A 24505-nucleotide genomic window follows, 5' to 3' on the forward strand; every position below is an offset into this window, starting at 1 on the left:
TGATAGAGGTTTTAATATCAACAATTGTGGGAGAAGCTTTGCAGAAAATTTATTGCCTCCATCAGGAATAGTTCTTGATATATCTACTAAGCGAATAGATGAGCAGGGATTTATAACTATAGCGCCTTTAAAAACCACAAAAGATGAAGGAATAATAGTAGGTAAAGAATTTAGTATCACTATTAATGATGATTCTTCATATTCAGAATTTCTGGAATCATGTTTTAATGACTCAAAGAACTTTATTAAAGGCGGGTTAGAAGAAAGAATTGCACAATTTTTACCGGAAAATAATAGGGATAGAAAACCTGTTATTGGATTTCAATTACCCCCAACTAAAGAAGAGTAGAAAATTATGACGAAAATCATTGAATATAAAGGCGTAAAAATTGAAATATATTTTGTCTTTTTAAAGGATCGTAATATGTTAAATTACAGGCTTCTAAATGCAGAAGGAAAGGAGATAGAATACCTACGAGGTGGTCACGCAGTATCGCTTTACAAAAATATTCATGAATCCTTCCTTATTCGTGATGCTAAATTAGACATAGATGGGCTTATTGCAACTGGTCATATTAACCCAAGTTGCTAGTCAAGTTGTTTAGGTTAGTAATGGGTAATAGGTAATTGATGATAAAATCCCTGTCTTAATCCTGTTCATCCTTAAATCCTGGAAATCCTGATTCTGACAATTATTTATAAATTAAGGATGTATTGACTGATAATTTCTTTTAACTCTTGAGGTGCTTCACTAGCTATTGCTGCTCCCAAGTCAGGACGGATAACCCACCACCAAAGCAAAGTTTCTAAACTGGTTGGTGGTTCATTATCAGGACACCATTCAATATATCCTTCATTCACACCAACGAGATTTGCACAAATTTCATTAGCTATAGCAACACGCTCATCTAATTTTTGAAACTGTACAATATCTTTCCAATTCACTTCATTGGGAATTGAGTTTAAAATTGATTGTAAATCTAAAGTAAGCATTAAACGATTCCTCCAAAAGCTCTAATAACTCTTATACCAAAGTCTTGTTGTTCTTCAAATGACTGAACACTCAGCCACTCTCTAATTGTAATATTTGATGAGTCTGTAATTTCCGGTTGTATAGAATTATAAAAATTGGTAATTTTTTGATGGATTGAACCTTTACCATGTTCAAGCTTAACTAAATTTCCTGTATGATGAATTGCCTCCGCACCAAATCTTTGTAAATTGGAAGTTGTTTGTCCGACAATATGATGCCAAGCTTGACCATCACCTGCTGCACCCATTGTTCTTTTAAATTCACCAAAACTCTTAAAACCTTGTCCTTCTCTTCTGGGATAAATTTCGGTTCTTGATGCTAGTTCTTTTGCTAGTCTTTTTGCTATTTCTTCCCTAGTTTCTTCTGTCACTTCTACTGCAATTGAGATTTTAATTTTCTACTCAATTGTAACATCTTTACAATTCTCAACCATTAGCGAATTTCACTTTGTTTGCTAGTGAGATTATTGATCTACAGGGACAGCGATAAAACGGAGAGTTTCCCGAAAAACATTTTTTAGCGTCTGTACAGAATCATAGGACATTGCAAACTTGAGAATGGTAACAAGTTGCTCCCAAGCATACAATGTCCCCTTATCAGTAGACTGGCGAAATTTTTGAGTATAGAATTCTTGCCAAAAGTTAGGTGCTTTATAGGTTTTCAGTTTACGCCACCGTTTACGCCAAGTAAGAATATCCTTATCTGTGGGTGGTTCTGCTTCTAAAATGGGTGGTAAGTCAGCATAACTAACAAATCTGACTAAATGTTGGGAAATTACCAAAATTACATTCGGCCAACACCGGATATCTTTGATTTCTGTGACGGGAATTTTTAAGAGTAAAGCTACTGCTTCTTCAGTAACAAACCGAAATAAAGGGTTGACAGAGTTGGATTTTGTTTTTTCAAGTGTTATCATGATGGTAGATTTTAACTGTATGTGGTTGAAAATTTTGACCCTGTGTGGTTAAAGATTTTGACTGTATGTGGTTAAAAATGGTTTTTAACTTGCCGATCGCACTTTTGTTTGGTATACTAAGGGCGATCGCTTTTTATTGCTATAATCATTAAAGACTAATATTAAGCTTCTGTCAAGTATGGGTTTGGTAAAGTTGCGAATTAAAGAATTTGCGGCTGAAAATGGTTGGACATTAAAAGAAGTGTCTGATCGCTCTGGTGTAGGTTACAGTGCGCTCAAGGTTTATGCTCGTTCTCCTGGGTTGGCAACTGTTGATGTGACATCCTTACACAAGTTAGCGCGAACCTTTAACGTACTGATAGAAGACTTGTATGAGATAGTACAGGAATAATAAACTATGGGCTTGGTGAGGTTGCGGGTCAAAGAATTTGCGGCTGAGAAGGGCTGGACGCTAAAAGAAGTCTCAGAGCGTTCAGGAATTGCATATACCACCCTCAAGAACTATGCTAAGTCTCCAGGCTTGGCTACCGTGGACGTAACTTCTCTGCAAAAGCTGGCACGGACATTTGAAGTTTTAATTGAAGATTTATATGATGTTGTAGAAGATTAGGACAATAAAAAATCAGGAATGGTAATTACCGATTACCAATTACCAATCACCCATTACCAATTACCCTTGACTAATAAGAGTGCGATCGCTGACGTTATTAGGGACGGTGGCAAGATAAAATTTGAGAACAATAAATTGTAATAAAGGTCTAAATGGCAGAAACACTATTTTTCAACGCCCTGCGGGAAGCCATTGATGAAGAAATGGCGCGTGACTCTAGCGTATTCGTTCTTGGTGAAGACGTAGGACATTACGGCGGTTCTTATAAAGTTACCAAAGACCTATGCAAAAAGTATGGTGATCTGCGTGTATTAGATACACCCATTGCTGAAAATAGCTTTACTGGTATAGCAGTAGGAGCAGCAATGACAGGTCTAAGACCGATTATTGAAGGTATGAACATGGGCTTTCTACTCCTAGCCTTCAATCAAATTTCTAATAACGCGGGTATGTTGCGCTACACTTCCGGCGGTAACTTTAAAATCCCGATGGTGATTCGTGGTCCTGGGGGTGTGGGAAGACAGTTAGGAGCAGAACACTCTCAACGTTTAGAAGCTTATTTCCAAGCCGTTCCCGGTTTAAAAATTGTGGCTTGTTCCACACCTTACAACGCAAAAGGGTTACTGAAAGCTGCCATCCGCGATGATAACCCAGTGTTATTTTTTGAACACGTTTTACTCTACAACTTAAAAGAAAATCTGCCAGAAGAAGAATATGTACTACCACTGGATAAAGCAGAAGTAGTCCGTCGTGGTAAAGACGTAACCATTCTTACCTATTCCCGGATGCGTTATCACGTCCTACAAGCAGTGAAAACCTTGGAAAAACAAGGATACGATCCAGAAGTTATTGACTTAATATCTCTCAAGCCTTTAGATTTTGATACTATTGGTGCATCCGTGCGGAAGACCCACCGCGTGATAATTGTAGAAGAGTGTATGCGAACCGGTGGTATTGGTGCAGAATTAACCGCCTCCATCAATGACAGGTTATTTGATGAATTAGACGCACCTGTACTGCGCCTTTCCTCCCAAGATATCCCCACACCTTACAACGGTAATCTGGAAAGACTAACAATTGTCCAACCAGAGCAAATTGTCGAAGCTGTACAGAAAATGATGGCTTTGCGAGTGTAGGAAAATTGATAATTGATAATTGATAATTGTCAATTGTCAATTGTCAATTGTCAATTATTCCCTAAGCTTCTACTCAAACCTGACAAAAAGAACGCTATTATAGCCTTTGTCAGTTGTGAGTGATGGTATGCAAAAACAGCAATCGCTTTTAGCGTTAATTATAGTGTTGGTAATCGCCGCTATTACGGTGATTGTGACAATTCCCGTACCGTTGGGACTGGACTTACAGGGAGGCTCACAGCTTACAATTCAGGTGAAACCAAGCGAGGAAATTAAGCAAATCACCGAACGCGAATTGGAAGCCGTGAAAAAAGTCGTCGAAGGTCGTATTAACGGACTCGGCGTTTCTGAACCAGTAATTCAAACTGTGGGTGCTGATAAGATTTTAGTGCAGTTGCCTGGAGTCAATGATCCAGAACAGGCAGAACGGGTACTAGGTGGTACAGCCCAGTTAGAATTTCGGACTCAAAAACCAAATACAGACACTCAAATATTTGCGCTACAAGTATCACGCAGAGAACTAAAAGCCAAACAAGAAGAGTTAAGAAAGAGTACCGATAAAGAAGCGATCGCTAAAAATCAAGCAGAGTTACAGAACAATAACCAAGCGATCGCCGAATTATTTGAAAGCACCAACCCACCACTGACTGGTAAATATCTCAAAGATGCTTACGGTGAACCCACCCAAGGTACTAACTGGAATGTGGCCTTGCGCTTCGATCCCAAAGGTGGTGAACTATTTGCAGACTTAACCAAAAAGTTAGCAGGAACAGGCCGCACCATCGGTATTTTTCTTGACAACGAATTAATTAGTTCTCCCACCGTCGGAGTAGAATTTGCCGCAACTGGGATAACTGGTGGTTCTGCGGTGATTACAGGACGTTTTCAGGCAGAAGAAGCCAACAACTTAGGCGTGCAGTTACGAGGTGGCGCGTTACCCGTACCTGTAGAAATTGCCGAAAGAAGAACAGTGGGTGCAACTTTGGGTAAAGACAGTATTCAAAGCAGTATTTATGCTGGTATCGGTGGTCTAGCTTTAGTATTAGTCTTTATGGTGCTGTACTATAGACTACCAGGACTTATTGCGGATGTGTCCCTAGTGATCTACTCCCTCTTAACCTGGGCTACTTTCTGCCTATTGGGTGTCACCCTCACCTTACCAGGCATTGCTGGTTTTATTCTCAGTATTGGTATGGCAGTAGATGCCAACGTCCTAATTTTTGAACGCACAAGGGAAGAATTGCAAGCAGGTAAATCTTTATATCGTTCTGTGGAATCTGGCTTTTACCGGGCATTTTCCAGTATTTTAGATAGTAACGTTACAACCTGGATTGCTTGCGCTGCCCTATTTTATTTAGGTTCTGGGTTAGTTAAAGGCTTTGCCCTCACCTTGGCTTTAGGAGTAGCAGTAAGTATGTTTACTGCCATTACCTGTAGTCGTACCTTGATGTTTTTAGCTATTTCTATTCCCTCTTGGCGGAAAACAGAACTCTACTGTCCTAAAGTGTCAGTATCTAATAAGACAGAGGTAGCCCAATGACAACACTACATATTAACAAAGCTCGGAGCATTTGGTGGACTATTTCGGCTGCCGTCATCCTCAGTGGTATCATCTCAATGGTGGTATCTTGGCAAAATCCCAACATTAAAGCCCCATTGCGTCCTAGTTTAGATTTTATTGGTGGCACACGCTTGCAACTAATGCGGGATTGTAGCCAACCTGGTAATTGTGACAAACCCATAGATATCAATGTCGTTCGGGAAGTTGCTAAAGCTCAAGGACTAGGAGATAGTAGCATTCAGTTAATCTCGGAAAAAATAGCAGACAAGAATGTCGAAAATGGCATTACGATTCGCACAAAAAACCTAGAAACTGACCAACGCACTCAGTTACAAACGGCTTTAAGTGAAAAAATCGGTGCTTTTGACCCGCAAAAAAACCAAATTGACTCTGTTGGTCCGACACTAGGTAGAGAACTCTTTAGGACTGGAATTGTAGCTCTAATAGTTTCCTTTATAGGTATTACTATTTATATGAGTTTCCGCTTTCAGTTAGATTATGCCGTTTTTGCCATCGTTGCTCTATTTCACGATATTTTGGTGACAGTGGGGGCATTTTCAATTTTAGGATTGGTTGCGGGAATAGAAGTAGACAGCCTATTTATTGTTGCCTTGCTGACCATTACAGGTTTCTCGGTTAACGATACAGTGGTAATTTATGACCGCATTAGGGAAACCCTCAAAATTAATCCCCAAAGACCTATTGCTGATATTGTTGATGATGCTGTCAATCAAACTTTGTCCAGGTCAATCAATACTACTTTAACAACGTTGTTGACATTAACCGCTATTTTTCTCTTCGGTGGCGAAACCTTGAGAAATTTTTCTCTAGCTTTAATTATTGGCTTTGTCATGGGTGCTTATTCCAGTATTTTTATTGCCAGTACGCTGCTAACATTGTGGCGAGAGCGTACAGGTAAATCTAAATTTGCCACCCTTGATACATCTGTTAGTTCCCAGGATAGTTAACAGAGGAAGTAGTCACAGCAGATAACAGGTGACAGAGTTGAAAGTCATAATTGCAAATCCAAAATTTAAAGTCCAAAATCCAAAATTGTTATCGCCCTATGGCTGAACAAGAACAACCAATTCATGACTCAGGTTTTGACAACTCTGATGCTGCTTTTATTGAACAAGTACAGAGGTTACACCAGCTAACAGTATATGGCAGGTGGTTATTTGTCAGTTGTTTGTGGCTGATGATTTCACCTGCTTGTTTTTGGGATTTACGTTCAGAACTGGCTTTGTGGCAACAATATTTCACCTGGTCGGCTGTACGTTATGCACTCTTGTTTCATCCTCTGTCTACTGTGGGTCTAGCTTTTTGTATTGGCATGACTGTTTCGGTTTTAGTTTGGCAAAGTCGCAATATCCTGTTGGGACTACCGCAACCAGAAAAGCAACGTTTAGAAACACAAGTTTGTCGGATACGTCAGCAAGGTCCTAGTCATCCTCTGTGGAAGTTTCTGACTTCTCCTGGTCCTCAAGGTACGGGAATTCTTAAGTAGCCCCAAAATGAGCTTTTAAATAATTTCACTTAGCTAGTCCATGTTCTAAAGCAAAACGCACTAATTCTGTACGGCTATTGGTGCCTGTTTTGCTAAATAAACGGCTGACGTATTTTTCCACATTGCGAACGCTGGTTTCTAAGCGGCGTGCAATTTCTTTGTTCATTAAACCTTCAGCTACTAGATTTAAAACACTTTGTTCTCTGGGGGTTAAATCTATTTTGAAGGGGGGTGGAGATTGAGAAATGGCACTTCTAGGACTTAATAAATCTTTGATTTTGGAAATTTCATGGGCTAATTTAGCAATATCCATGTTTTCAGTGTCTTCACTAGCTATCTGTGTTTTTGCCGTGTGACGCGCTAGTAAGTTTTCGACTATGGCCACCAATTCATCAGGATCAAAGGGTTTGGGTAAATAAGCGTCTACACCAGCTTGATAGCCTTGAATGCGATCGCCTGTCATGCCTTTAGCTGTTAAAAATACTACAGGCAAAGCTTGAAAACGCGGATCATCTCGCAGTTGCTTCAAGAACTGATAACCATCCACCTGGGGCATCATGATATCAGAAATCACCAAATCAGGTGTATTTTGCTGCATCATTTCCCAACCTTGACGCGCATTACTGGCAGTTTGAACGCTGAAACCGCTTTCTTGTAAATATTCTTTGACGGCTTCCCGCAATCCCGGTTCGTCATCTACCAGTAACAGTTGTGCTGACATCGAAAATTCCTGTATATGTACCTTGATCTAATTTAGCGAAATTTGGTTACTATAGCAGAACTTCTTGACAATCCTGACTCAGCACTAAGCACTCATTACTTCTGACTCAGCTTGTGGTCGTAAATAACAAATCAAATCTTTAATACCTTTATGTAGATACCGCGTGACTGTCATCGGACTAGCACCAATTTTTTGAGCAGCATCCTTACGGGTAAGTTGCTTCACAAAAACTAATTCAACTACTATACGGGGTTTATCATCTAACATATTCATAGCCCCTTGGAGTTGTAATCTTTCCTCCTCTTGCTGCTGAAGTTCACTCGCACGGGGACAGGGAAGAATATCACCCAAAGTTATTTGATAGTCTACATAGTTAGTGGGAGTTGCGTCTAAACTTAAAGGCATCCGGTTTTGAACAGCTAATTTACATTCTTGCCATTCTTGTAAAGAAATATGTAGCTGGTTAGCAATTTCCACTTCTCTAGGAGGATGACCCAGAGATAATGCTAACTGTTTACGAATTTTTTGCCCCTCATTGTAAATTTCTTGCCAACGTCTGGGTATCTTAACTAAAGTAGAGCGATCGCGTAAAAAATGCAGTATTTCACCACGAATATAAGGTATGGCAAAAGAACTAAAAGCATATCCTTGATTGGGATTAAAACGTTCAATAGCCCGAATTAAGCCTAAATAACCAATTTGTTCTAAATCTTCATAAGGCTCATTACATTGATGAATAAACTTAAAAGCCATCTTCCGCACTAAGCCCTTATGTATTGCTACAAGTTGGTTACGTAGTTTAATAGAAGGATGTTGGTGGTATAAGTGTAATAGCTCCATACCATCAGACTGCACAGAGGACTCACTTGCTGCCATATCAATACCTTTGTAGTAACTCCTGCTTCCGAAGAATAGAGTTAGTATAATTTCTTCAAGTCTGTAATTATTTTCCTTAGATCAGACTAAATAAGCCATAGTCATTTCACGGAATTTAAAATAAATTCAGCGCCCATTTACGTGAAAATACGCAAAAAAATTAACTCTATTTGTTGCACATAGTCAGAGTTAAAACACAGTCAATATATTTTTCGGTAATAATATTTGTAAAAATGGAAATTAGCACAACATATCATCAAAAACTCGTTTTTAGATATGAGCAATACCAGTAATTTTCGTCAAGCTTTTCGTGAAGCGCAAAATCACGCCCTCGTTGGTCCTAATGTGATCGCTAACGCTCTCCCCTATGTTGGTGGTGGGTTAGTTCTCACCGCATTAGGAAACTATGGCGGTTTGGGAGTGCTTCGTACCAACCCTGGACTCTTTTTCCCCACCTTCTTGGGTGCTGTTGTTTTACAGTTAATTCTGTTCTTTGTTGCCCAAAACGTCGCTTCCAAAGGTAACAATAGCATCGCTCTACCATTATTAGGCATTTACAGCCTCTTAACAGGCTATACCCTGAGTGGCTTGGTATTTGTCGCTTTGAGAACCCAAGGCGTTGGTATTCAAGGCATTGGCATAGCAGCCCTTGGTTGCGGTATCACCTTTATTGCTGCCCGTCAAATTGGTTCTAACCTCTCAGAATCAGATGGCATGGCTTTAACCAAAACCATCTCCCTGGGCATAATAGCCTTGGTGGTTGTATGTCTCACCCAATTTGTCTTTGCCTTATTTGGTGTTTATACACCTAGCTGGTTAGAAATTGGTATTTCCGGTATAGGCGTTTTTCTCTTTGCAGGAGCCTCTGTTGTTGATTTCTACATCTTGCCTCGCACCTACCGCAATGATGAGTATTTATCTGCGGCGTTGTCCATGTACCTGACCTACATCAACCTCTTCGTCTTTATTTTGCGGTTACTAATTGCCATTAATGGCCGCGATTAAGAGATTGTCAGCAGCCGAAAAAACAAAAGAAAACATAAAATTTCCCTAAAATCAACTGTGGTTACAAAAGAACCACGGTTTTTTTATCCGCAGATAGTTCGGTAATTTACACAAACAATTTGCCCAACTACAGCTAAAATTGAGAATGCAAATAAAATCAAAAGTCTTGATTTTTCAGTCTTGATTTTGAGATTAGTCCACACAGATGGACTTTGTTTATGTCATCGCGAATAATATTCGCCCAAAATTTTATCAGACTATGGAAGTCCTAGAACTCAAACGCGAAATCGAAACGTTGTCTGGCCGCCTGGGTAAAACCCAGGACTATCTTTGACGTACCTGCACTCAAAGCCAAAATTCACGATTTAGAACAAATATCGGCACAGCCAGAATTTTGGGATGACCAAACCCAGGCACAACAAACACTGCAAGAACTCAATGACCTCAAATCTCACCTAGAACAGTATTATCAATGGCACGCCAATCTAGAAGATACTAGGGCAGTTGTTGAGTTATTGGAACTAGAAACCGACGAAGCACTATTGCAAGAAGCGGAATCTACAATTACCAAACTCAATCGTGACCTTGACCAATGGGAATTGCAACAATTGCTTTCTGGACAATACGACTCTCAGGGTGCAGTTCTGACAATTAACGCAGGCGCTGGTGGTACAGATGCTCAGGATTGGGCATTTATGCTGATGCGAATGTACACCCGTTGGGCTGAAGCACACGGCTATAAGGTGACATTAGCGGAAGAATCAGAAGGTGATGAAGCGGGCATTAAATCAGCCACCTTGGAAATTACAGGTCGCTATGCCTACGGTTACTTGCGTTCTGAAACTGGTACTCATCGCTTAGTGAGAATTTCTCCCTTCAACGCTAACGGTAAGCGACAAACCAGTTTTGCTGGGGTGGAAGTCATGCCACAAATAGACAACACCGTTAAATTGGAGATTCCAGATAAAGATTTGGAAATCACCACAACCCGTTCCGGTGGTAAAGGTGGGCAAAATGTCAACAAAGTAGAAACAGCAGTGCGGATAGTTCACCTTCCCACTGGTTTAGCTGTACGTTGTACAGAAGAACGTTCCCAGCTACAAAACAAAGAAAAAGCCCTAGCCCGTCTTAAAGCCAAACTATTAGTCATCGCCCAAGCACAACGCGCCCAAGAAATCGCCGAAATTCGTGGTGATATGGTGGAAGCTTCCTGGGGCAACCAAATCCGTAATTATGTGTTCCACCCTTACCAAATGGTTAAGGATTTACGAACAAATACGGAAACGACTGCCATTGGTGACGTGATGAACGGTGAACTTGATGCTTTCATCCAAGCCTATCTGCGACAGGAAAATCAATTGGTAGATAGTCATTAGTCATTAGTCATTGGGGAAAGGGAATAGGGAATAGGGAATAGGGAATAGGGAAGAAATAATTATTTATCCTCCCCTGCCTCCCCTGCACCCTGCTTCTTCTGTCACCTGTCACCTGTTCCCTGTCACCTGTCACCTGCTAAAGTGATAAAAGAGATTATTGTGAAAAATTATGAGCAATTCTCCCCCAACAGAACCTAAACCCAGCTATGTAAAACTAGCCATGCGAAACATGGTTAGAAAAGGTGGTACTTCCCTCAAACATTTTGGACTCACGGCTGTAGGGCTATTAGCTGTCCTCGTCGGTCTTGCTTACCTAACTCGCTAACTGAGGAGATTTTGTGCCTCCTAAAGTTGAATTATATGTAGAAAATTTTTTTCTAGAGTCTTCTTCAGTAGTAGCTGCAAGCACTGAATTTGCTCAATTTTCAGTGTCTGAAGATATTTGGGAATCTTGGTTTGATAAATGGTTGGACATTCTCTCTGTTGACCTGCCAACTGCACCAAGTTACGAAATAGGGCTGCGTTTGACAAATGACGCTCAAATTCAGGAACTCAATTCCCAATACCGTCAACAGAATAAACCGACAGATGTTTTAGCCTTTGCTGCTTTAGAAGCAGATTTCCCCCAAACAGAGGAAATGTTGGCTTCCCAACCTTTGTATTTAGGCGATATTATTGTATCTATAGATACAGCGCAACAACAGGCGCAACAACAGGAACATAGTCTAACCACAGAGTTAGCTTGGTTAACTGCTCACGGTTTATTGCATTTGCTCGGTTGGGATCATCCTGATGAGGAAAGTTTGATGCAAATGTTAAAGCAACAAGTAATATTACTAGATGCGGTAGGTATTTTGATTGACTTAAAATAATGGGTGTGGCTAAAGTTTTTACTCTTGGTGGCAATTTTGACAATATTTTTGTCACAAATTCTTTAAAATTTCGTCAAAGTTGAATAGCCCCCTTAAAATTGACCAAGATTACCACCTTATAATATTTGTATTATCTGGCCTATGTCCCAACACCTTTCGCCACCACCAACACCAAACCGCTTACCAACCCTTGTGTCTAAAGAACGGGAATTTTCCTGGCAGATAGCCTCTAATTTATTTGTTAGTTTTAAATACGCCTGGGCAGGAATCAGCTATAGTTTTAGAACTCAACGCAATTTTCGTATTCATGTAGCTGTCTGTGCTTTTGCGATTGGATTAAGTCTTTTTTTAAATCTAGAACCAGTCGAAATAGCCATAATTGCTATCACTAGCGGTTTGGTTTTGACCTTGGAGTTAGTGAATACAGCTATTGAGTCTCTGGTAGACTTAACAGTTAAGCAAACATACCATGACTTGGCTAAAGTTGCTAAAGACTGTGCGGCTGGTGCTGTGCTAGTATCTGCTTGGGTATCTCTATTAGTAGCTTGTACACTTTTACTTCCGCCTCTAGTAGCTTTGATTAGGGCTGCTCTTTAGAGGATGTTTGTAAATCCAACCTTTTCCCATATTAAGTACCTGAGCAAAATTAATTGCATATTTTTGGAACAAATAAAAATCCCTCTAGTGCTGATGTGTTCCCTGTTAAGATTTCCCTGTTCCCTCTCCTAAATGTACAATTTATTTTGCACGACTACTTATTTAAAATTGTGGGAAAAAGCTGTTGTCCATCTTTGATGTAGAGATGCTCAAAGGAAGATGGGAATTTTCTATTTACATAAATTAGACAAGTTTGCAAAACCAATTTGCTTTCATAATGGCGCGGAAATGTTACAGTATTTCCAATCTAAAATCCAAAATCTAAAATTGTATTAGGTAAAAATTGTGATTATAGTCATTGATAATTACGATAGCTTTACATATAATTTGGTGCAGTATTTGGGAGAACTAGCCGTAGAGTTCCCAGTGGCTGCTGATTTGAAAGTTTTTCGTAACGATAAGATTACTGTAGATGAAATTCGTTCTTTAAATCCTGATGCAGTAGTGATTTCTCCTGGGCCTGGTCGTCCAGAAGATGCAGGAATTTCTTTAGATGTAATTGAAAAACTCGGAGCTAGTTTACCAATTTTAGGTGTTTGTTTAGGACATCAAAGTATTGGTCAGGTATTCGGTGGTAAAATCGTTTCTGCACCAGAGTTGATGCACGGTAAAACCTCTTTGGTATCTCACAAGGGAGTTGGGGTTTTTCAAGGATTAGAAAATCCCATTACCGCTACCAGATATCATAGTTTGGTGATTGAGAGCGAAACTTGCCCGGAAGTATTAGAAGTCACTGCTTGGGTGGAAGATGGCACAATTATGGGCGTACAACACCGGAACTATCCTCATATTCAGGGAGTCCAATTTCATCCAGAGAGTGTGTTAACCGCTTCGGGTAAGCAGCTGCTAAGAAATTTTCTGGAAAAATTACAGGTAAGAGAGTGATTCATGAAACGACGAGAGTGGATGGGCTATGCTGGGGCTGGTTTAGTGACAGCTGTAGTAACTAATTTAGGTTCTAGCTTACCAGTTAATGCCCAATCTAGTGGTGTATCAGTTAAGTGGTTAGGCCACACTTGCTTTCTGTTTACTGGTGGTGGGATAAAAATTCTCGTCAACCCATTTCGGACTATCGGTTGTGCTGCTGGGTATCGTCCCCCTAAAGTTGTAGCTGATTTGGTACTGATTAGTAGTCAACTGTTAGATGAAGGCGCTGTAGAAGGACTTCCAGGAAATCCCAAGCTGATTTATGAACCGGGAGTTTATGAATTTAAAGGGATCAAGTTTCAAGGAATTGCTATCGACCATGACCGCAAAGGTGGTAAACAATTTGGTAAGAATACTGCTTGGAAGTGGACACAAGGGGGGATTAATATTTTACATTTAGGGGGCGCGGCCGCACCTCTTTCCATTGAGCAAAAAATTCTCACTGGTCGCCCTGATGTGGCATTTGTGCCTGTGGGCGGTAGTGCAAAAGCTTATAATGCCCAAGAAGCAAAGCAAGCGATTGGAGTATTAAATCCCAAGTTGGTGATTCCTACTCATTACCGTACACAAGCTGCTGACGCTGCTAATTGTGAGATTACACCTGTGGATGATTTTCTGGCTTTGATGTCGGGAGTTAATGTCCGACGCAGTAATGGCGATACTGTGACTATTAACTCTAAAGCTCTGACAGAAAATACAGAAATTCAGGTTTTGAGTTATAAATTTTAAATCTTAGTAGTATTCCAAAATCCGAAATTACCGCTTGTGACAATAGGGGACGCGGAATGTGGGTTAAAAAATCATAAAAATTTGCATGATGGAGACAACCACCATGCAATATCAAATAATTCAATTACCAATTCAGGTTTTACACCATACCACCGGCAGCTTGAAAACGAGCGCGAGCGCGTTTAAAGGCTTGTGTAGCTTGGATTTGAGCTTGTTTGTCTCCTGCAGGAACTTGATTCAAGCGAGTTTGAGCTTCGTTGTAAGCTGTGCGGGCTGCTTCTAGGTCAATTTTGTCACCAGTTTCCGCACCATTCACCAGAATAGTAACTTCATCTTCTTCAACTTCGACAAAACCACCCAAAAGTGCGATCGCTTGCCAATTAGAATTCTTGGTAGCACGAACACGCATTACACCTGTATCCAAAGCAGACAAAAGAGGTGCGTGTCCACTCAGTATACCCAACTGACCAGTTGTACTGGGTAGAATTACTTCATCAGCTGGAGCATCCCACACAGTTTTATCTGGGGAAATTACACGAACGGTTAGGGTCATATTCTTAGTTTCTACTTAGTAATTAGGTGACAGGTGACAGGTGACAGGTGACAGTATTGCTGTTCCCTGTTCCCTGTTCCCTTGATTAGTGATTAGCCTTTCAGCTTTTCAGCTTTAGCGATCGCTTCGTTAATATCGCCTACCAAGTAGAAAGCTTGCTCTGGCAGATCATCCAATTCACCAGAGAGAATCTTTTGGAAACCTTTGATGGTGTCTTCCAACTTCACATATTTACCAGGAGAACCGGTAAATACTTCTGCTACGAAGAAGGGCTGAGATAAGAAACGCTCAACTTTCCGCGCCCGTGCTACAGTTAGACGGTCTTCTTCAGACAATTCATCTAAACCCAGAATTGCAATGATATCTTGCAGTTCTTTGTAACGTTGCAGAGTTGCTTGTACAGCACGAGCAGTATCATAGTGTTCCTTACCAACAATGCTGGGTTGCAGCATGGTGGAAGTAGAACCCAGAGGATCTACCGCTGGATAAATGCCCTTAGCTGCCAAACCACGAGACAATACTGTTGTACCGTCCAAGTGAGCGAAGGTGGTAGCAGGTGCGGGGTCTGTCAAGTCGTCCGCAGGAACGTATACAGCTTGAATAGAAGTAATAGAACCTTCAGTTGTAGAAGTAATCCGTTCTTGTAATGCACCTACGTCAGTACCCAGTGTGGGCTGATATCCCACCGCAGAAGGCATCCGACCTAACAGCGCGGATACTTCAGAACCTGCTTGTACGAACCGGAAGATGTTATCAACAAACAGTAGTACGTCTTGCTTGTTTACATCCCGGAAATATTCAGCCATTGTCAAACCAGACAAACCTACCCGCATTCTTGCTCCGGGTGGTTCGTTCATTTGCCCGTAAACTAGAGCAATCTTAGATTCATTGAGGTTATCTTTGTTGATTACCCCAGATTCAATCATTTCGTTGTAGAGGTCATTACCCTCACGAGTGCGTTCACCCACACCCGCAAATACAGACACACCACCGTGTTGAGTAGCGATGTTGTTGATCAATTCCATCATGATCACGGTTTTACCAACACCAGCACCACCGAATAGACCGATTTTGCCACCACGACGATAGGGAGTCAACAAGTCAACAACTTTAATCCCGGTTTCAAACACAGAAGGCTGAGTTTCCAGTTCTGTGAATTTAGGGGCATCCCGGTGAATGGGAAGGGTTTCCTGATTGTTTACAGGCCCTTGGTTGTCTACGGGTTCACCCAAAACGTTGAAAATCCGTCCCAAAGTAGCTTTACCTACAGGTACGCTGATGGGAGCGCCGGTGTCAACAACTTCCAAACCGCGCACTAAACCATCTGTGGTACTCATAGCCACAGCGCGTACTTGGTTATCTCCTAAGAGTTGCTGTACTTCAACAGTTAAGTTAAGTTCTTGTCCAGCTTCGTTAGTGCCTTTGATGGTCAAAGCGTTGTAGATTTGGGGTAATTTACCGCCAGGGAACTTAACGTCTACAACTGGACCGATGATTTGAGTAATGTAACCTATGTTTGTTTTTTGTGCGGTGGTGACCATGCTGCGCCTAAATGATTGAAGCTATGTTTGAGAATCGGTCGTCAAAGACCAGAAGATCAAGCAATGTCATCTTTTAGGTTAGCACTTAACGATCCCTCCTTTTCCTTAAATTCATTTTAAGAGCAGATCCAAAACTAGACCCATGACTTTTTGAGGAAGTTGCTTATCTGGGCTGCAAAGATGCCAGTAAGGATTCAGGTCTAATTTGAGGGATTAAATCCGGGGTCTGCATATTAGGATTAACCATAGCGAATGAATTCAGGGGCTTTAGACCTATTTGTGCTGAGTTCTGGGTAGGTATCTCACTCATTACTCATTACTCGTTACTCAGCACTCAGCACTATTTCGGTAATGGGTAATTGGTAATTGGTGAGAAAATCGCCGCTTTCATCCTGTTCATCTTTTAATCCTGGACATCCTGATTCTGAAAAAAATGCCATGTCTAGATTTGATACGGCTGAAAATGATTTTATGTTTTTTGATTTTGTGACTTAAATCTCCCGGCAATAAATTCTCGCTGTTGTAGATGTTTAGTTTTGCGTTTGGTAACTCTTTCTCTCCACATTTGGAAACTAGATGGTTTCATTTCCCTTCTCATCAAGGCAATTACCTGCTTTTCCAACAGTCCAAATTGTGTTTCGATAGCCTCAAATGGCGTTCTATCTTCCCAAGCCATTTCTGTGATGCGATCTATAGTTTCAGTGTCTAAGTCAGGCAATTTCATAATTTGACAGATTTTGAGAAATTAAACAAAAATCTCATTTTAGTAAGTCTATGCTGATCATACATTAGACATCTCCAGAAATGGATGTAGAAAATGCACATTTAATTTTTACCAGATGTCTAATATCAGGCTATAATGAAGTTGATAAAAATACGATTTTTAGATCCAATAGCTCCAAACTCTCTTAATTAGCTTAAAATAAGAGTATGTCGCCTCATTCTCACTGCTTATGAATTCCTCGTCAGCACGTCAATATTTTTACCAAGAAATTCAACAACCTGACGAGTCTATCAACTTAGCCAGGGCAGCTTTATATATTGCTCAAGAAGAATATCCAGACCTAGACCCGGATGAATACCTCAATGCCCTTGATACAATGGCGGCTGAGTTACAAGAACGTCTGCCTTCTTCTCGCTATCCGCTGCGGATGATTCAAAGTATTAATCAGTATTTATACGAAGATTTAGGTTTTAGCGGTAATAAAATAGATTACTATGATCCGCGTAACAGCTTTTTCAATGATGTTATAGAACGCAGAACCGGGATTCCTATCACTTTAGCGTTAGTTTACATGGAGGTAGCAAAGCGCGTTGATTTTCCAATGGTGGGAATAGGAATGCCCGGACATTTCCTGATCCGTCCAGATATTGCAGATATAGAAATTTTTGTGGATGCTTTCAATGGTGGTGAGGTGATGTTTCCTCAAGACTGCCAGCAAAGATTATCACAAATTTATCAGCAATCGGTAACTTTACAACCAGAATTTTTAGCAGTTGTCAGCAAACGGCAATTCTTAGCGCGGATGCTCACGAATTTGAAGTATATTTACTTAAAACAGCAGGAATTAGCAAAAACTCTAGGAACTGTAGAACGCATTTTACTGTTGTTTCCGGGTGTAACCTTAGAATTAAGAGATAGAGGTTTGCTATCCTACCAACTGGGGATGTTTTCTCAAGCTATAGAAGATTTACAAACTTATTTAGTTAAAGTTCCAGATGCGGAAGATGCAGATGTAATTCGTCAGTTATTAGACAAGTTGAATTAGTTAATTGTCAGTGGTCAGTTTTTACCCACACTCTACACGCTTTCATTCAAAGCTTTCTGCTATGCGTTTGAGGCGACGTAATTGGGCTTGCATATCTGCTTTTGTCCAAGCTGCTGCAAAGGTATTAAAACCCCAACTGACTACAGGGTTGGGAATTTCAAACTCAAAGCGGTTGACGAGGAGTGTACCTTTTGGTAAGGGTTGACATTCCCAGCGATCGCTTCCTTGGAAAAATCCCTTAAATCCCCATACTACTAAACCTGGTTCTCTTTCTATCACCACAGTGTTTAAAGTGGGTTTAATCACAGGAATTTGTATTATAAATCGACTGCGACTGCCAATATCTGTACTCCACACTTTTCCCACAGGTTCACAGCGTAGAACAGGGTTAAGCCAACGGTGCATTAGGTTTAAATCTGTAAAACAGTTTTCCACTACCGTAGCAGAGGCGTAAATTTTAATTGATTGTTCTAGAACCTGGGTCATTTTTTAGTAATGATGTTACTGCTGAGTTTATAGTACACCACTCACCCAAGTTGCTGGTTATCAAAGCCGGTGATAGAAGGGTGTAGGGTGTGGGGTGTAGGGGAGCTTTAGGGGATACAGGAGAATAATGTATTGATCATCTCTTCCCTATTCCCTATTACCTCTTAACCGTCACCTGTCACCTGCTACAACAAAACTATACTACAATCAACTCACAGTTTCTAACTGTAAACTTGCAGCTTTCTTCTCCATTTCTTGCTGCTGTAATCCTGCTAATTCTGCTTCTATTTGCGCCTTTACTTCATGACGAAAACTGAAAAAATGTTCACCTACGCCTAAAGCAATTAAATAATCATACAATAAATTTGGCTTACGGCGTGCCATTGTTATTAATTGCTGCCAAAAAATAAACCGCGTAGAACGCACAAGTCCTTGTCGCCAACAAATAGCCATTAAAAACTGCCACTCTTTAATCGTTAAAGTTCGTTGATATTTAGCTCGCCAGCCTTCCATCATCATAAAATGTTTAAAAGTACGTTTGAGGTAAGGCATGGGTTCATAAAGATTCCAAAAAGCCTCAATAAACTCATCAGCAATTTCGGATATGGGACGGGTAGGAACAAAATTAATTAAAGATTTTTGAGAACCAACAAATTCACCTATCCCATCCAATAAACGTCCTTCTTTTTGCAGACGAGTCCACATGGCTGTATTTGGTAATGCTTGTAATAAATTAAGATGTGCTTGGGGAATGCAGGTTTCTTCTACAAATTTTTGAATGCGTTTACCTGCACCTGGTTTTTCATTATCAAATCCTAAAATAAAACCGGACATGATTTGTAATCCAGCTTTGGTAATTTTGTGGCAGGATTCTACTAAGGAATTACGGGTATTTTGTTCTTTATTTGCTACGACTAAACTCTCAACATCGGGAGTTTCAATCCCCATGAATACCATCACAAAACCAGCTTTGACCATTAATTCTATTAATTCATCATCCTCTGCTAGATTTAAAGATGCTTCCGTTAATAACGCAAAGGGATAATTACGCTTTTCCATCCAGGGAATTAGTTCCCGTAAAAATGCTTTGGCATTACGTTTATTGCCGATAAAGTTATCATCAACGATAAATACATAACGCCACCAACCCATCTGATATAATACTTCTAATTCTGCTAAAATTTGTTCTGGTGTTTTCGTGCGGGGTTTGCGTCCAAAAAGGGTGATAATATCGCAGAATTCACATTGAAATGGACAACCACGGGAAAACTGCACGGTCATTGCTATATAAGCATCTAAATCTAATAAATCAAATCGGGGTAAGGGAGTTTGAGTGACATCTGGTTTTTCTGTAGCGCGGAAAATTCCCTTTTCTTCTCCCCTTTCTAAAGCTGATAAGAACATGGGAATAGTGCATTCCCCTTCATCTAAAATTAAATAATCTGCTCCTGCTTCTAGGGCAAATTCTGGTACGGATGTGGCAAAAGGTCCACCAACTGCGACTTTTTTACCTAACTTTTTAGCTGTTTGAATTAATTCACCAAAATCCTGTTTTTGGATAATCATTGCAGAGATGATGACCATATCGCACCATTGCCAATCTGCATCAGTTTCCAGACGGACATTGCGATCGCACAATCTGATTTCCCAATCACTCGGTAACATTGCTGCAACTGTGATTAAACCCAATGGGGGATTTGTAGCGCGTAACCCAGCCAAATCAAGGGTTTCCTGATAAGACCAGAAAGAATTAGGCATGATTGGCCAGAGTAGTAAAGCTCTCATTCAGCATATCCCCTTGCTTTCTTGTCAAAACCCATTTAGTTCTGAACTATAAAAGCTGGATAACTGAATTTTTATCCATCTCCAGATACAGATTTTTGATAGTAGCTATCAGCAGTCAACATTCAGGAGTAAAACTCTTTTGGTGCAAGGCTTGATGATTTATATTTATGATTTATATTTGTATCTTGTGCAATTGATCACTGTATAGTTTTATTCTTACGAAAATAAATAGTGCTTTATATGCCCTATTAATTTATATAACAATTCTAAATTTTTTATAAATAATTCTATTATTTCTTACCTCTTGCATCTTAGTATAAAATTCAGCATTCAGGTTAGAAAAACCCGATTGTGACACTAGAGCAATTGGAATATTGGATCAATAGCTGATGGTAAAGTGGCTTTTTCAGGTTGTTGGATTATCTGTTGATATTGAATCTTGTTTTTTAATCTGATAATTCCTATTTTTGTAATAGGTTTAACCATGAAGAAAATTAAATCTGGTAATCAAGAGTTAAGTTACTTATCAGAATTTGGACGTTTTCTGGAATTAGAAGGTGCTGGTAGTAGTTCAATTGCAGCTTGGTTTTTAGGACAAAGAGCGGAAAATTTAGACGAACTGGAACGTTTAATTGTCGAAGCACTGCGCGACCAAGCATTTTGGCGGCGCAATTTTCATCCGGGTGATCCGAGCTTAATTACTGAACAAATTAAACGCTCTCCAGAATATCTGCAAGCGATTGATACTCTGCGAGATAACTATCGTGGGTTGTTAGGATTCCTGAAAAAGTCTGTTCCTTTTTTCAGTTCACGCTATCAGGGACACATGAATTGGGACACCACAATGCCAGCTATTCTTGGCTACTTTGCCACCATGCTTTACAACCCCAATAATGTGGCATTTGAAGGATCAACAGCAACCACAATTCTCGAATTGTTAGTTGGGGATGACCTATGTAAAATGTTGGGATATCCCATTCCCAGTGATGCAGAAATTGCAGATGGAAAAATACGTCCTTGGGGTCACATTACTTGTGGTGGAACAATTGCTAATATTGAGGCGATTTGGTCAGCTCGTAATCTGAAATTTTATCCTATTGCCTTACAAGCAGGATTAAAAAATGAACCCTCTTTACAAGCTGCCAAAAATATTGAGATTTCCCTGCTGACTGGTGGGTCTAAACCTTTAGTTGATCTAGATACTTGGACGTTACTCAACCTGGAAGGCGACAAAATTTTAGACTTACCGAATCGTCTCACTCAAGAATATGGAATTAAGAGCGAAGACATTACCGCAGCGTTAACTAAATATTCCTTACAAAATTTGGGAATTCAAGAATTTTCCCGTCGCTATTTAAGCGATATCCAATATTCTCCTGTCTTCTTTGTCCCAGGAACAAAACATTATTCTTTCCCCAAAGCCGCTGCTATTTTGGGTATTGGTTCATCCAATATGATCGATGTTCCTGCGGATGTAGATGCTCGGATGGATATTGATGCTTTGGACGCACTTTTGCAACAATGTTTAGAGAAAAAACAACCAGTATATACAGTAGTGTCAGTGATCGGGAGTACGGAAGAAAGCGCGGTTGATCCACTAACAAAAGTGTTAGCACTGCGAGAAAAATACCGTCTTTTGGGATTAGAGTTTACTGTTCATGCTGATGCTGCTTGGGGTTGTTATTTTGCAGCCATGATTCGGGATGATGAAATAGAAGCACAGCCAAAGACAATCAATAAACCGCAACCGCAAATCCCCATGAGTGAGTACGTTACTCAACAGTTTCAAGCTTTAACTCATGCAGATTCGATTACTGCCGATCCTCACAAATCTGGTTATATTCCCTATCCAGCCGGCGCTCTTTGTTATCGCAACTCAGCAATGCGGGATTTAGTAACTTTCAAAGCTCCCTACGTTGCTCATGGTGAAGCTGAACCAACAATTGGCATTTATGGTGTAGAAGGGTCAAAACCGGGAGCAGCAGCAGCAGCAGTTTATTTGAGTCATAAAGTCATTCGTCCAACTAAGAGTGGCTATGGAAAAATTCACGGACAAGCACTATTTAACTGTAATAAGCTGTATGCACGGTTACTGTGTATGGCAAAATCGGATGATCGCTTTGTCATTGTACCTGTACCGCGATTACCAGCGGAAATTTCTGGTGATGAAGAGGCGGTAAAATCACAAATTGAATTTATTCGTAACCGCATTGATCAAGCTAGTCTCGACCAGCTTTTAACAGACGCGGAAGCAATGACTTTATTAGCAGAACTGGGGCCAGACCAGAATATTTTGACTTATGCTTTTAATTTCAAGCATCCTGACGGCACACTCAACACAAATTTAAACTTGGCAAATCGTTTCAACAAAGCACTATATGATGTTCTCAGCATTAAACCCGGTGAAGATATCTATACTTATCGGTTGATTGTTAGTACCACAGATTTCGAGGAAAGTAACTACGGTAAATCTTTCATTGATGATTATAAACGGCGCTTAGGTGTTGGCAGTTCTTCTGGTTCTACGATCACTGTACTGCGATCAACAGTATTAGACCCTTGGTTAATAGAAACAGATGAGGGATCATTCCTAGATGTAATTGAAAACGAGTTTCGCCAAGCAATTTCTAAAGCTTTATTCCGGGATAATCTACTTCAGATTTTTGAAGAAATAGATGTAAATCAAGATGGACTTTTGGATAGGTTAGAAATTGATAGCAAATTGAGTGCAATGGGTTATAGTCCAGAACAAATCGAGTATTTCTGGCAATTTAGTAATATTGACCGAGATAGTACCCTAACTAAGCAGGAATTTATAAATAGTTACTCTCAATTCTTGGTGTACTCATCTCGTGGCTAAAAGGCTATCGTCGGCAAGACCACAATTTTGATGGTAGCTTCTATGATGAATGTGTGTAACACTAGGAAGCTACCTCAAGCTATTTTTGAATGGGAGGTCAGGGAATGGCTATTGCTACCATTAATCCCGCCACTGGGGAAACGCTGAAAACCTTTGAACCGCTGAATGATGGGGAAATTGCTGCTAAATTGGATTTGGCAGGTCAGGCTTTTGAAGAGTACCGGAGGACGAGTTTTGAACAGCGATCGCTTTGGTTGCAACAAGCAGCCACGATTTTAGAGCAAGAAAAGGCAGATTTCGCCAAATTGATGACAATAGAAATGGGTAAAACTTTCAAATCTGCGATCGCAGAAGTGGAAAAATGCGCCCTGGTTTGTCGTTACTATGCCGAAAATGCCGCCAGTTTCTTAGCTGATGTGACAGTTCAAACCGATGCTAGTCATAGCTTCATAAAATATCAACCATTAGGGGTTATTCTCGCCGTTATGCCTTGGAATTTCCCCTTTTGGCAAGTTTTTCGATTTGCTGCACCGACTTTAATGGCGGGCAATGTGGGTTTACTCAAACACGCTTCCAATGTGCCGCAGTGTGCTTTGGCAATAGAAGATATTCTCAACCGTGCAGGTTTTCCCACAGGTGTCTTTCAAACTTTATTAATTGGTGCTACTAAAGTAGCAGATTTAATGGCTGACGAGAGAATAAAAGCAGCCACATTGACAGGAAGTGAACCAGCAGGTGCTTCTTTAGCTGCTGCATCTGGAAAACAAATTAAAAAAACCGTCTTGGAATTAGGGGGAAGTGACCCCTTTATTGTTTTAGAAAGTGCTGATTTAGAATTAGCAGTATCCACCGCAGTCACAGCGCGGATGTTAAATAGTGGACAATCTTGTATTGCAGCTAAACGGTTTATTGTCGCCGAAACAATTGCTGATAAGTTTGAAAAATTGCTGTTAGAAAAATACCAAACTTTAAAAGTTGGTGATCCTTTAGCAGATGATACTGATATCGGACCATTGGCAACTGGCGATATTCTCCAAGATTTAGAAAATCAGGTGAAAATTGCCGTAAAAAGTGGTGGTAGAGTCCTCACGGGTGGGTATGCTTTAGTAGATCGTCCTGGTAATTTTTATCCACCGACTATTATTATAGATATTCCTTTAGATCATCCCATTGCCAAAGAAGAATTTTTTGGTCCTGTGGCTTTATTATTCCGAGTTCGGGATATTGACGCTGCCATAAAATTAGCCAATGATTCACCCTTTGGTTTGGGTGCAAGTGCGTGGACAAATAATGAAGCAGAAAAAAATCGCCTCATTCAAGAAATTGAAGCCGGGGCAGTATTTATTAATAGCATGGTTAAATCTGATCCTCGTTTACCATTCGGAGGAATTAAACGTTCTGGTTATGGCAGAGAGTTAAGTATTCAAGGCATACATGAATTTGTGAATATCAAGACTGTTTGGGTTAGGTAAGAAGGCAGGAGGCAGGAGGCAGAAGGCAGAAGGCAGAAGGCAGAAGGCAGGAGGCAGAAATTATTAATTTTAAATTTATTCTCACCCTGTTTCCTATTCCCCTACACCCCTAC

The 24505-nt window shown here is 40.3% G+C and carries 28 protein-coding genes; 18 read left to right on the forward strand and 10 right to left on the reverse strand.

Translation table 11 applies throughout. The annotated features are described in order from the left end of the window. Together A0J48_RS20660 and A0J48_RS20665 are read left to right on the forward strand one after the other, a co-directional pair. The coding region (locus tag A0J48_RS20660; RefSeq protein ID WP_200326475.1) for a hypothetical protein at positions 1-349 on the forward strand (349 nt) is incomplete at its 5' end. Between the two features lie 6 nt (positions 350-355). Then, complete coding sequence (locus tag A0J48_RS20665) at positions 356-592, forward strand: hypothetical protein (protein ID WP_200326476.1); 237 nt, start codon at positions 356-358, stop codon at positions 590-592. A 104-nt stretch (positions 593-696) separates the two neighbouring features. Here A0J48_RS20665 and A0J48_RS20670 read toward each other — a convergent pair whose 3' ends face one another. The 3 genes from A0J48_RS20670 to A0J48_RS20680 all read right to left on the reverse strand — a co-directional run bounded on the left by A0J48_RS20670 (position 697) and on the right by A0J48_RS20680 (position 1949). Beyond that, positions 697-993, reverse strand: coding sequence for a hypothetical protein (locus A0J48_RS20670; RefSeq protein ID WP_200326477.1), 297 nt, complete (start codon positions 991-993; stop codon positions 697-699). Continuing rightward, entirely contained in the window at positions 993-1403 is a 411-nt protein-coding gene (locus tag A0J48_RS20675; protein ID WP_200326478.1) for a hypothetical protein, read from the reverse strand. Before A0J48_RS20675 ends, A0J48_RS20670 begins: the two co-directional genes overlap by 1 nt. Before the next feature lie 93 nt (positions 1404-1496). Further along, positions 1497-1949: a hypothetical protein gene (locus A0J48_RS20680; RefSeq protein WP_200326479.1), complete on the reverse strand. Its 453-nt coding sequence runs from the start codon at positions 1947-1949 to the stop codon at positions 1497-1499. Positions 1950-2127: 178 nt separating this feature from the next. On the opposite strand from A0J48_RS20680, the gene A0J48_RS20685 reads away from it, so the two are divergent. The 6 genes from A0J48_RS20685 to A0J48_RS20710 all read left to right on the forward strand — a co-directional run bounded on the left by A0J48_RS20685 (position 2128) and on the right by A0J48_RS20710 (position 6763). After that, on the forward strand, positions 2128-2340 hold the full coding sequence (locus A0J48_RS20685; RefSeq protein WP_200326480.1) for a helix-turn-helix domain-containing protein: 213 nt from the start codon (positions 2128-2130) through the stop codon (positions 2338-2340). A 6-nt stretch (positions 2341-2346) separates the two neighbouring features. Continuing rightward, positions 2347-2559, forward strand: a complete 213-nt coding sequence (locus A0J48_RS20690) for a helix-turn-helix domain-containing protein (protein ID WP_200326481.1) — start codon at positions 2347-2349, stop codon at positions 2557-2559. A gap of 152 nt (positions 2560-2711) precedes the next feature. Then, positions 2712-3695 (forward strand): alpha-ketoacid dehydrogenase subunit beta, encoded by a 984-nt coding sequence (locus tag A0J48_RS20695; RefSeq protein ID WP_200326482.1) that lies wholly within the window; start codon positions 2712-2714, stop codon positions 3693-3695. A gap of 127 nt (positions 3696-3822) precedes the next feature. Then, positions 3823-5235: a protein translocase subunit SecD gene (gene secD, locus A0J48_RS20700; RefSeq protein ID WP_200326483.1), complete on the forward strand. Its 1413-nt coding sequence runs from the start codon at positions 3823-3825 to the stop codon at positions 5233-5235. Next, on the forward strand, positions 5232-6224 hold the full coding sequence (gene secF / locus A0J48_RS20705; protein WP_200326484.1) for a protein translocase subunit SecF: 993 nt from the start codon (positions 5232-5234) through the stop codon (positions 6222-6224). Before secD ends, secF begins: the two co-directional genes overlap by 4 nt. Positions 6225-6322: 98 nt before the next feature. After that, on the forward strand, positions 6323-6763 hold the full coding sequence (locus A0J48_RS20710; protein ID WP_200326485.1) for a hypothetical protein: 441 nt from the start codon (positions 6323-6325) through the stop codon (positions 6761-6763). A gap of 25 nt (positions 6764-6788) precedes the next feature. On the opposite strand, the gene A0J48_RS20715 is transcribed toward A0J48_RS20710, so the two are convergent. Both A0J48_RS20715 and A0J48_RS20720 read right to left on the reverse strand, forming a co-directional pair. After that, on the reverse strand, positions 6789-7484 hold the full coding sequence (locus A0J48_RS20715) for a response regulator transcription factor (protein ID WP_200326486.1): 696 nt from the start codon (positions 7482-7484) through the stop codon (positions 6789-6791). Between the two features lie 84 nt (positions 7485-7568). Continuing rightward, positions 7569-8360 carry an RNA polymerase sigma factor SigF gene (locus tag A0J48_RS20720; RefSeq protein WP_200326487.1) on the reverse strand — a complete coding sequence of 264 codons (792 nt, stop codon included), beginning with the start codon at positions 8358-8360 and terminating at the stop codon, positions 7569-7571. 276 nt (positions 8361-8636) lie between these two features. Between A0J48_RS20720 and A0J48_RS20725 the strand changes: the two genes are divergently transcribed. The 7 genes from A0J48_RS20725 to A0J48_RS20755 all read left to right on the forward strand — a co-directional run bounded on the left by A0J48_RS20725 (position 8637) and on the right by A0J48_RS20755 (position 13926). Continuing rightward, positions 8637-9365, forward strand: a complete 729-nt coding sequence (locus A0J48_RS20725; protein ID WP_200326488.1) for a Bax inhibitor-1/YccA family protein — start codon at positions 8637-8639, stop codon at positions 9363-9365. Between the two features lie 259 nt (positions 9366-9624). Then, positions 9625-10741, forward strand: a protein-coding gene (gene prfB, locus A0J48_RS20730; RefSeq protein ID WP_200326489.1) for a peptide chain release factor 2 whose coding sequence is annotated in 2 segments (ribosomal slippage) — positions 9625-9696 and positions 9698-10741 — 1116 coding nt in all. Because the reading frame shifts where the segments join, the coding sequence is not laid out codon by codon here. 169 nt (positions 10742-10910) lie between these two features. After that, positions 10911-11066, forward strand: coding sequence for a DUF3285 domain-containing protein (locus tag A0J48_RS20735; RefSeq protein ID WP_200326490.1), 156 nt, complete (start codon positions 10911-10913; stop codon positions 11064-11066). A gap of 13 nt (positions 11067-11079) precedes the next feature. Next, on the forward strand, positions 11080-11613 hold the full coding sequence (ybeY, locus tag A0J48_RS20740) for an rRNA maturation RNase YbeY (RefSeq protein ID WP_200326491.1): 534 nt from the start codon (positions 11080-11082) through the stop codon (positions 11611-11613). A gap of 141 nt (positions 11614-11754) precedes the next feature. Then, positions 11755-12210 carry a diacylglycerol kinase family protein gene (locus A0J48_RS20745; protein WP_200326492.1) on the forward strand — a complete coding sequence of 152 codons (456 nt, stop codon included), beginning with the start codon at positions 11755-11757 and terminating at the stop codon, positions 12208-12210. Positions 12211-12555: 345 nt separating this feature from the next. Then, positions 12556-13155: an anthranilate synthase component II gene (locus A0J48_RS20750; RefSeq protein WP_200326493.1), complete on the forward strand. Its 600-nt coding sequence runs from the start codon at positions 12556-12558 to the stop codon at positions 13153-13155. Positions 13156-13158: 3 nt separating this feature from the next. Continuing rightward, complete coding sequence (locus A0J48_RS20755) at positions 13159-13926, forward strand: MBL fold metallo-hydrolase (RefSeq protein ID WP_200326494.1); 768 nt, start codon at positions 13159-13161, stop codon at positions 13924-13926. A 139-nt stretch (positions 13927-14065) separates the two neighbouring features. Here A0J48_RS20755 and atpC read toward each other — a convergent pair whose 3' ends face one another. From atpC to A0J48_RS20770, 3 genes are all read right to left on the reverse strand, one after another. Further along, the gene (gene atpC / locus A0J48_RS20760) at positions 14066-14479 is read right to left on the reverse strand and encodes an ATP synthase F1 subunit epsilon (protein ID WP_200326495.1); all 414 of its coding nucleotides are present in this window, start codon (positions 14477-14479) and stop codon (positions 14066-14068) included. Between the two features lie 92 nt (positions 14480-14571). Further along, positions 14572-16020: a F0F1 ATP synthase subunit beta gene (gene atpD / locus A0J48_RS20765; protein WP_200326496.1), complete on the reverse strand. Its 1449-nt coding sequence runs from the start codon at positions 16018-16020 to the stop codon at positions 14572-14574. Between the two features lie 469 nt (positions 16021-16489). Continuing rightward, the gene (locus A0J48_RS20770) at positions 16490-16744 is read right to left on the reverse strand and encodes a TIGR03643 family protein (protein ID WP_200326497.1); all 255 of its coding nucleotides are present in this window, start codon (positions 16742-16744) and stop codon (positions 16490-16492) included. Positions 16745-16973: 229 nt separating this feature from the next. Between A0J48_RS20770 and A0J48_RS20775 the strand changes: the two genes are divergently transcribed. After that, positions 16974-17789: a SirB1 family protein gene (locus A0J48_RS20775; protein ID WP_200326498.1), complete on the forward strand. Its 816-nt coding sequence runs from the start codon at positions 16974-16976 to the stop codon at positions 17787-17789. Between the two features lie 42 nt (positions 17790-17831). Here the strand turns inward: A0J48_RS20775 and A0J48_RS20780 are convergent, their stop codons facing one another. Together A0J48_RS20780 and A0J48_RS20785 are read right to left on the reverse strand one after the other, a co-directional pair. Beyond that, positions 17832-18275 (reverse strand): SRPBCC family protein, encoded by a 444-nt coding sequence (locus tag A0J48_RS20780; RefSeq protein WP_200326499.1) that lies wholly within the window; start codon positions 18273-18275, stop codon positions 17832-17834. Positions 18276-18482: 207 nt separating this feature from the next. Further along, the gene (locus tag A0J48_RS20785) at positions 18483-20060 is read right to left on the reverse strand and encodes a B12-binding domain-containing radical SAM protein (protein ID WP_200326500.1); all 1578 of its coding nucleotides are present in this window, start codon (positions 20058-20060) and stop codon (positions 18483-18485) included. Between the two features lie 484 nt (positions 20061-20544). On the opposite strand from A0J48_RS20785, the gene A0J48_RS20790 reads away from it, so the two are divergent. Beyond that, positions 20545-22920 carry a pyridoxal-dependent decarboxylase gene (locus A0J48_RS20790; RefSeq protein WP_200326501.1) on the forward strand — a complete coding sequence of 792 codons (2376 nt, stop codon included), beginning with the start codon at positions 20545-20547 and terminating at the stop codon, positions 22918-22920. 104 nt (positions 22921-23024) lie between these two features. Then, the gene (locus A0J48_RS20795) at positions 23025-24392 is read left to right on the forward strand and encodes an NAD-dependent succinate-semialdehyde dehydrogenase (RefSeq protein ID WP_200326502.1); all 1368 of its coding nucleotides are present in this window, start codon (positions 23025-23027) and stop codon (positions 24390-24392) included. Positions 24393-24505: the final 113 nt, after the last annotated feature.

The sequence above is a fragment of the Sphaerospermopsis aphanizomenoides BCCUSP55 genome (assembly GCF_001586785.1).
GTDB lineage: Bacteria > Cyanobacteriota > Cyanobacteriia > Cyanobacteriales > Nostocaceae > Sphaerospermopsis_A > Sphaerospermopsis_A aphanizomenoides_A.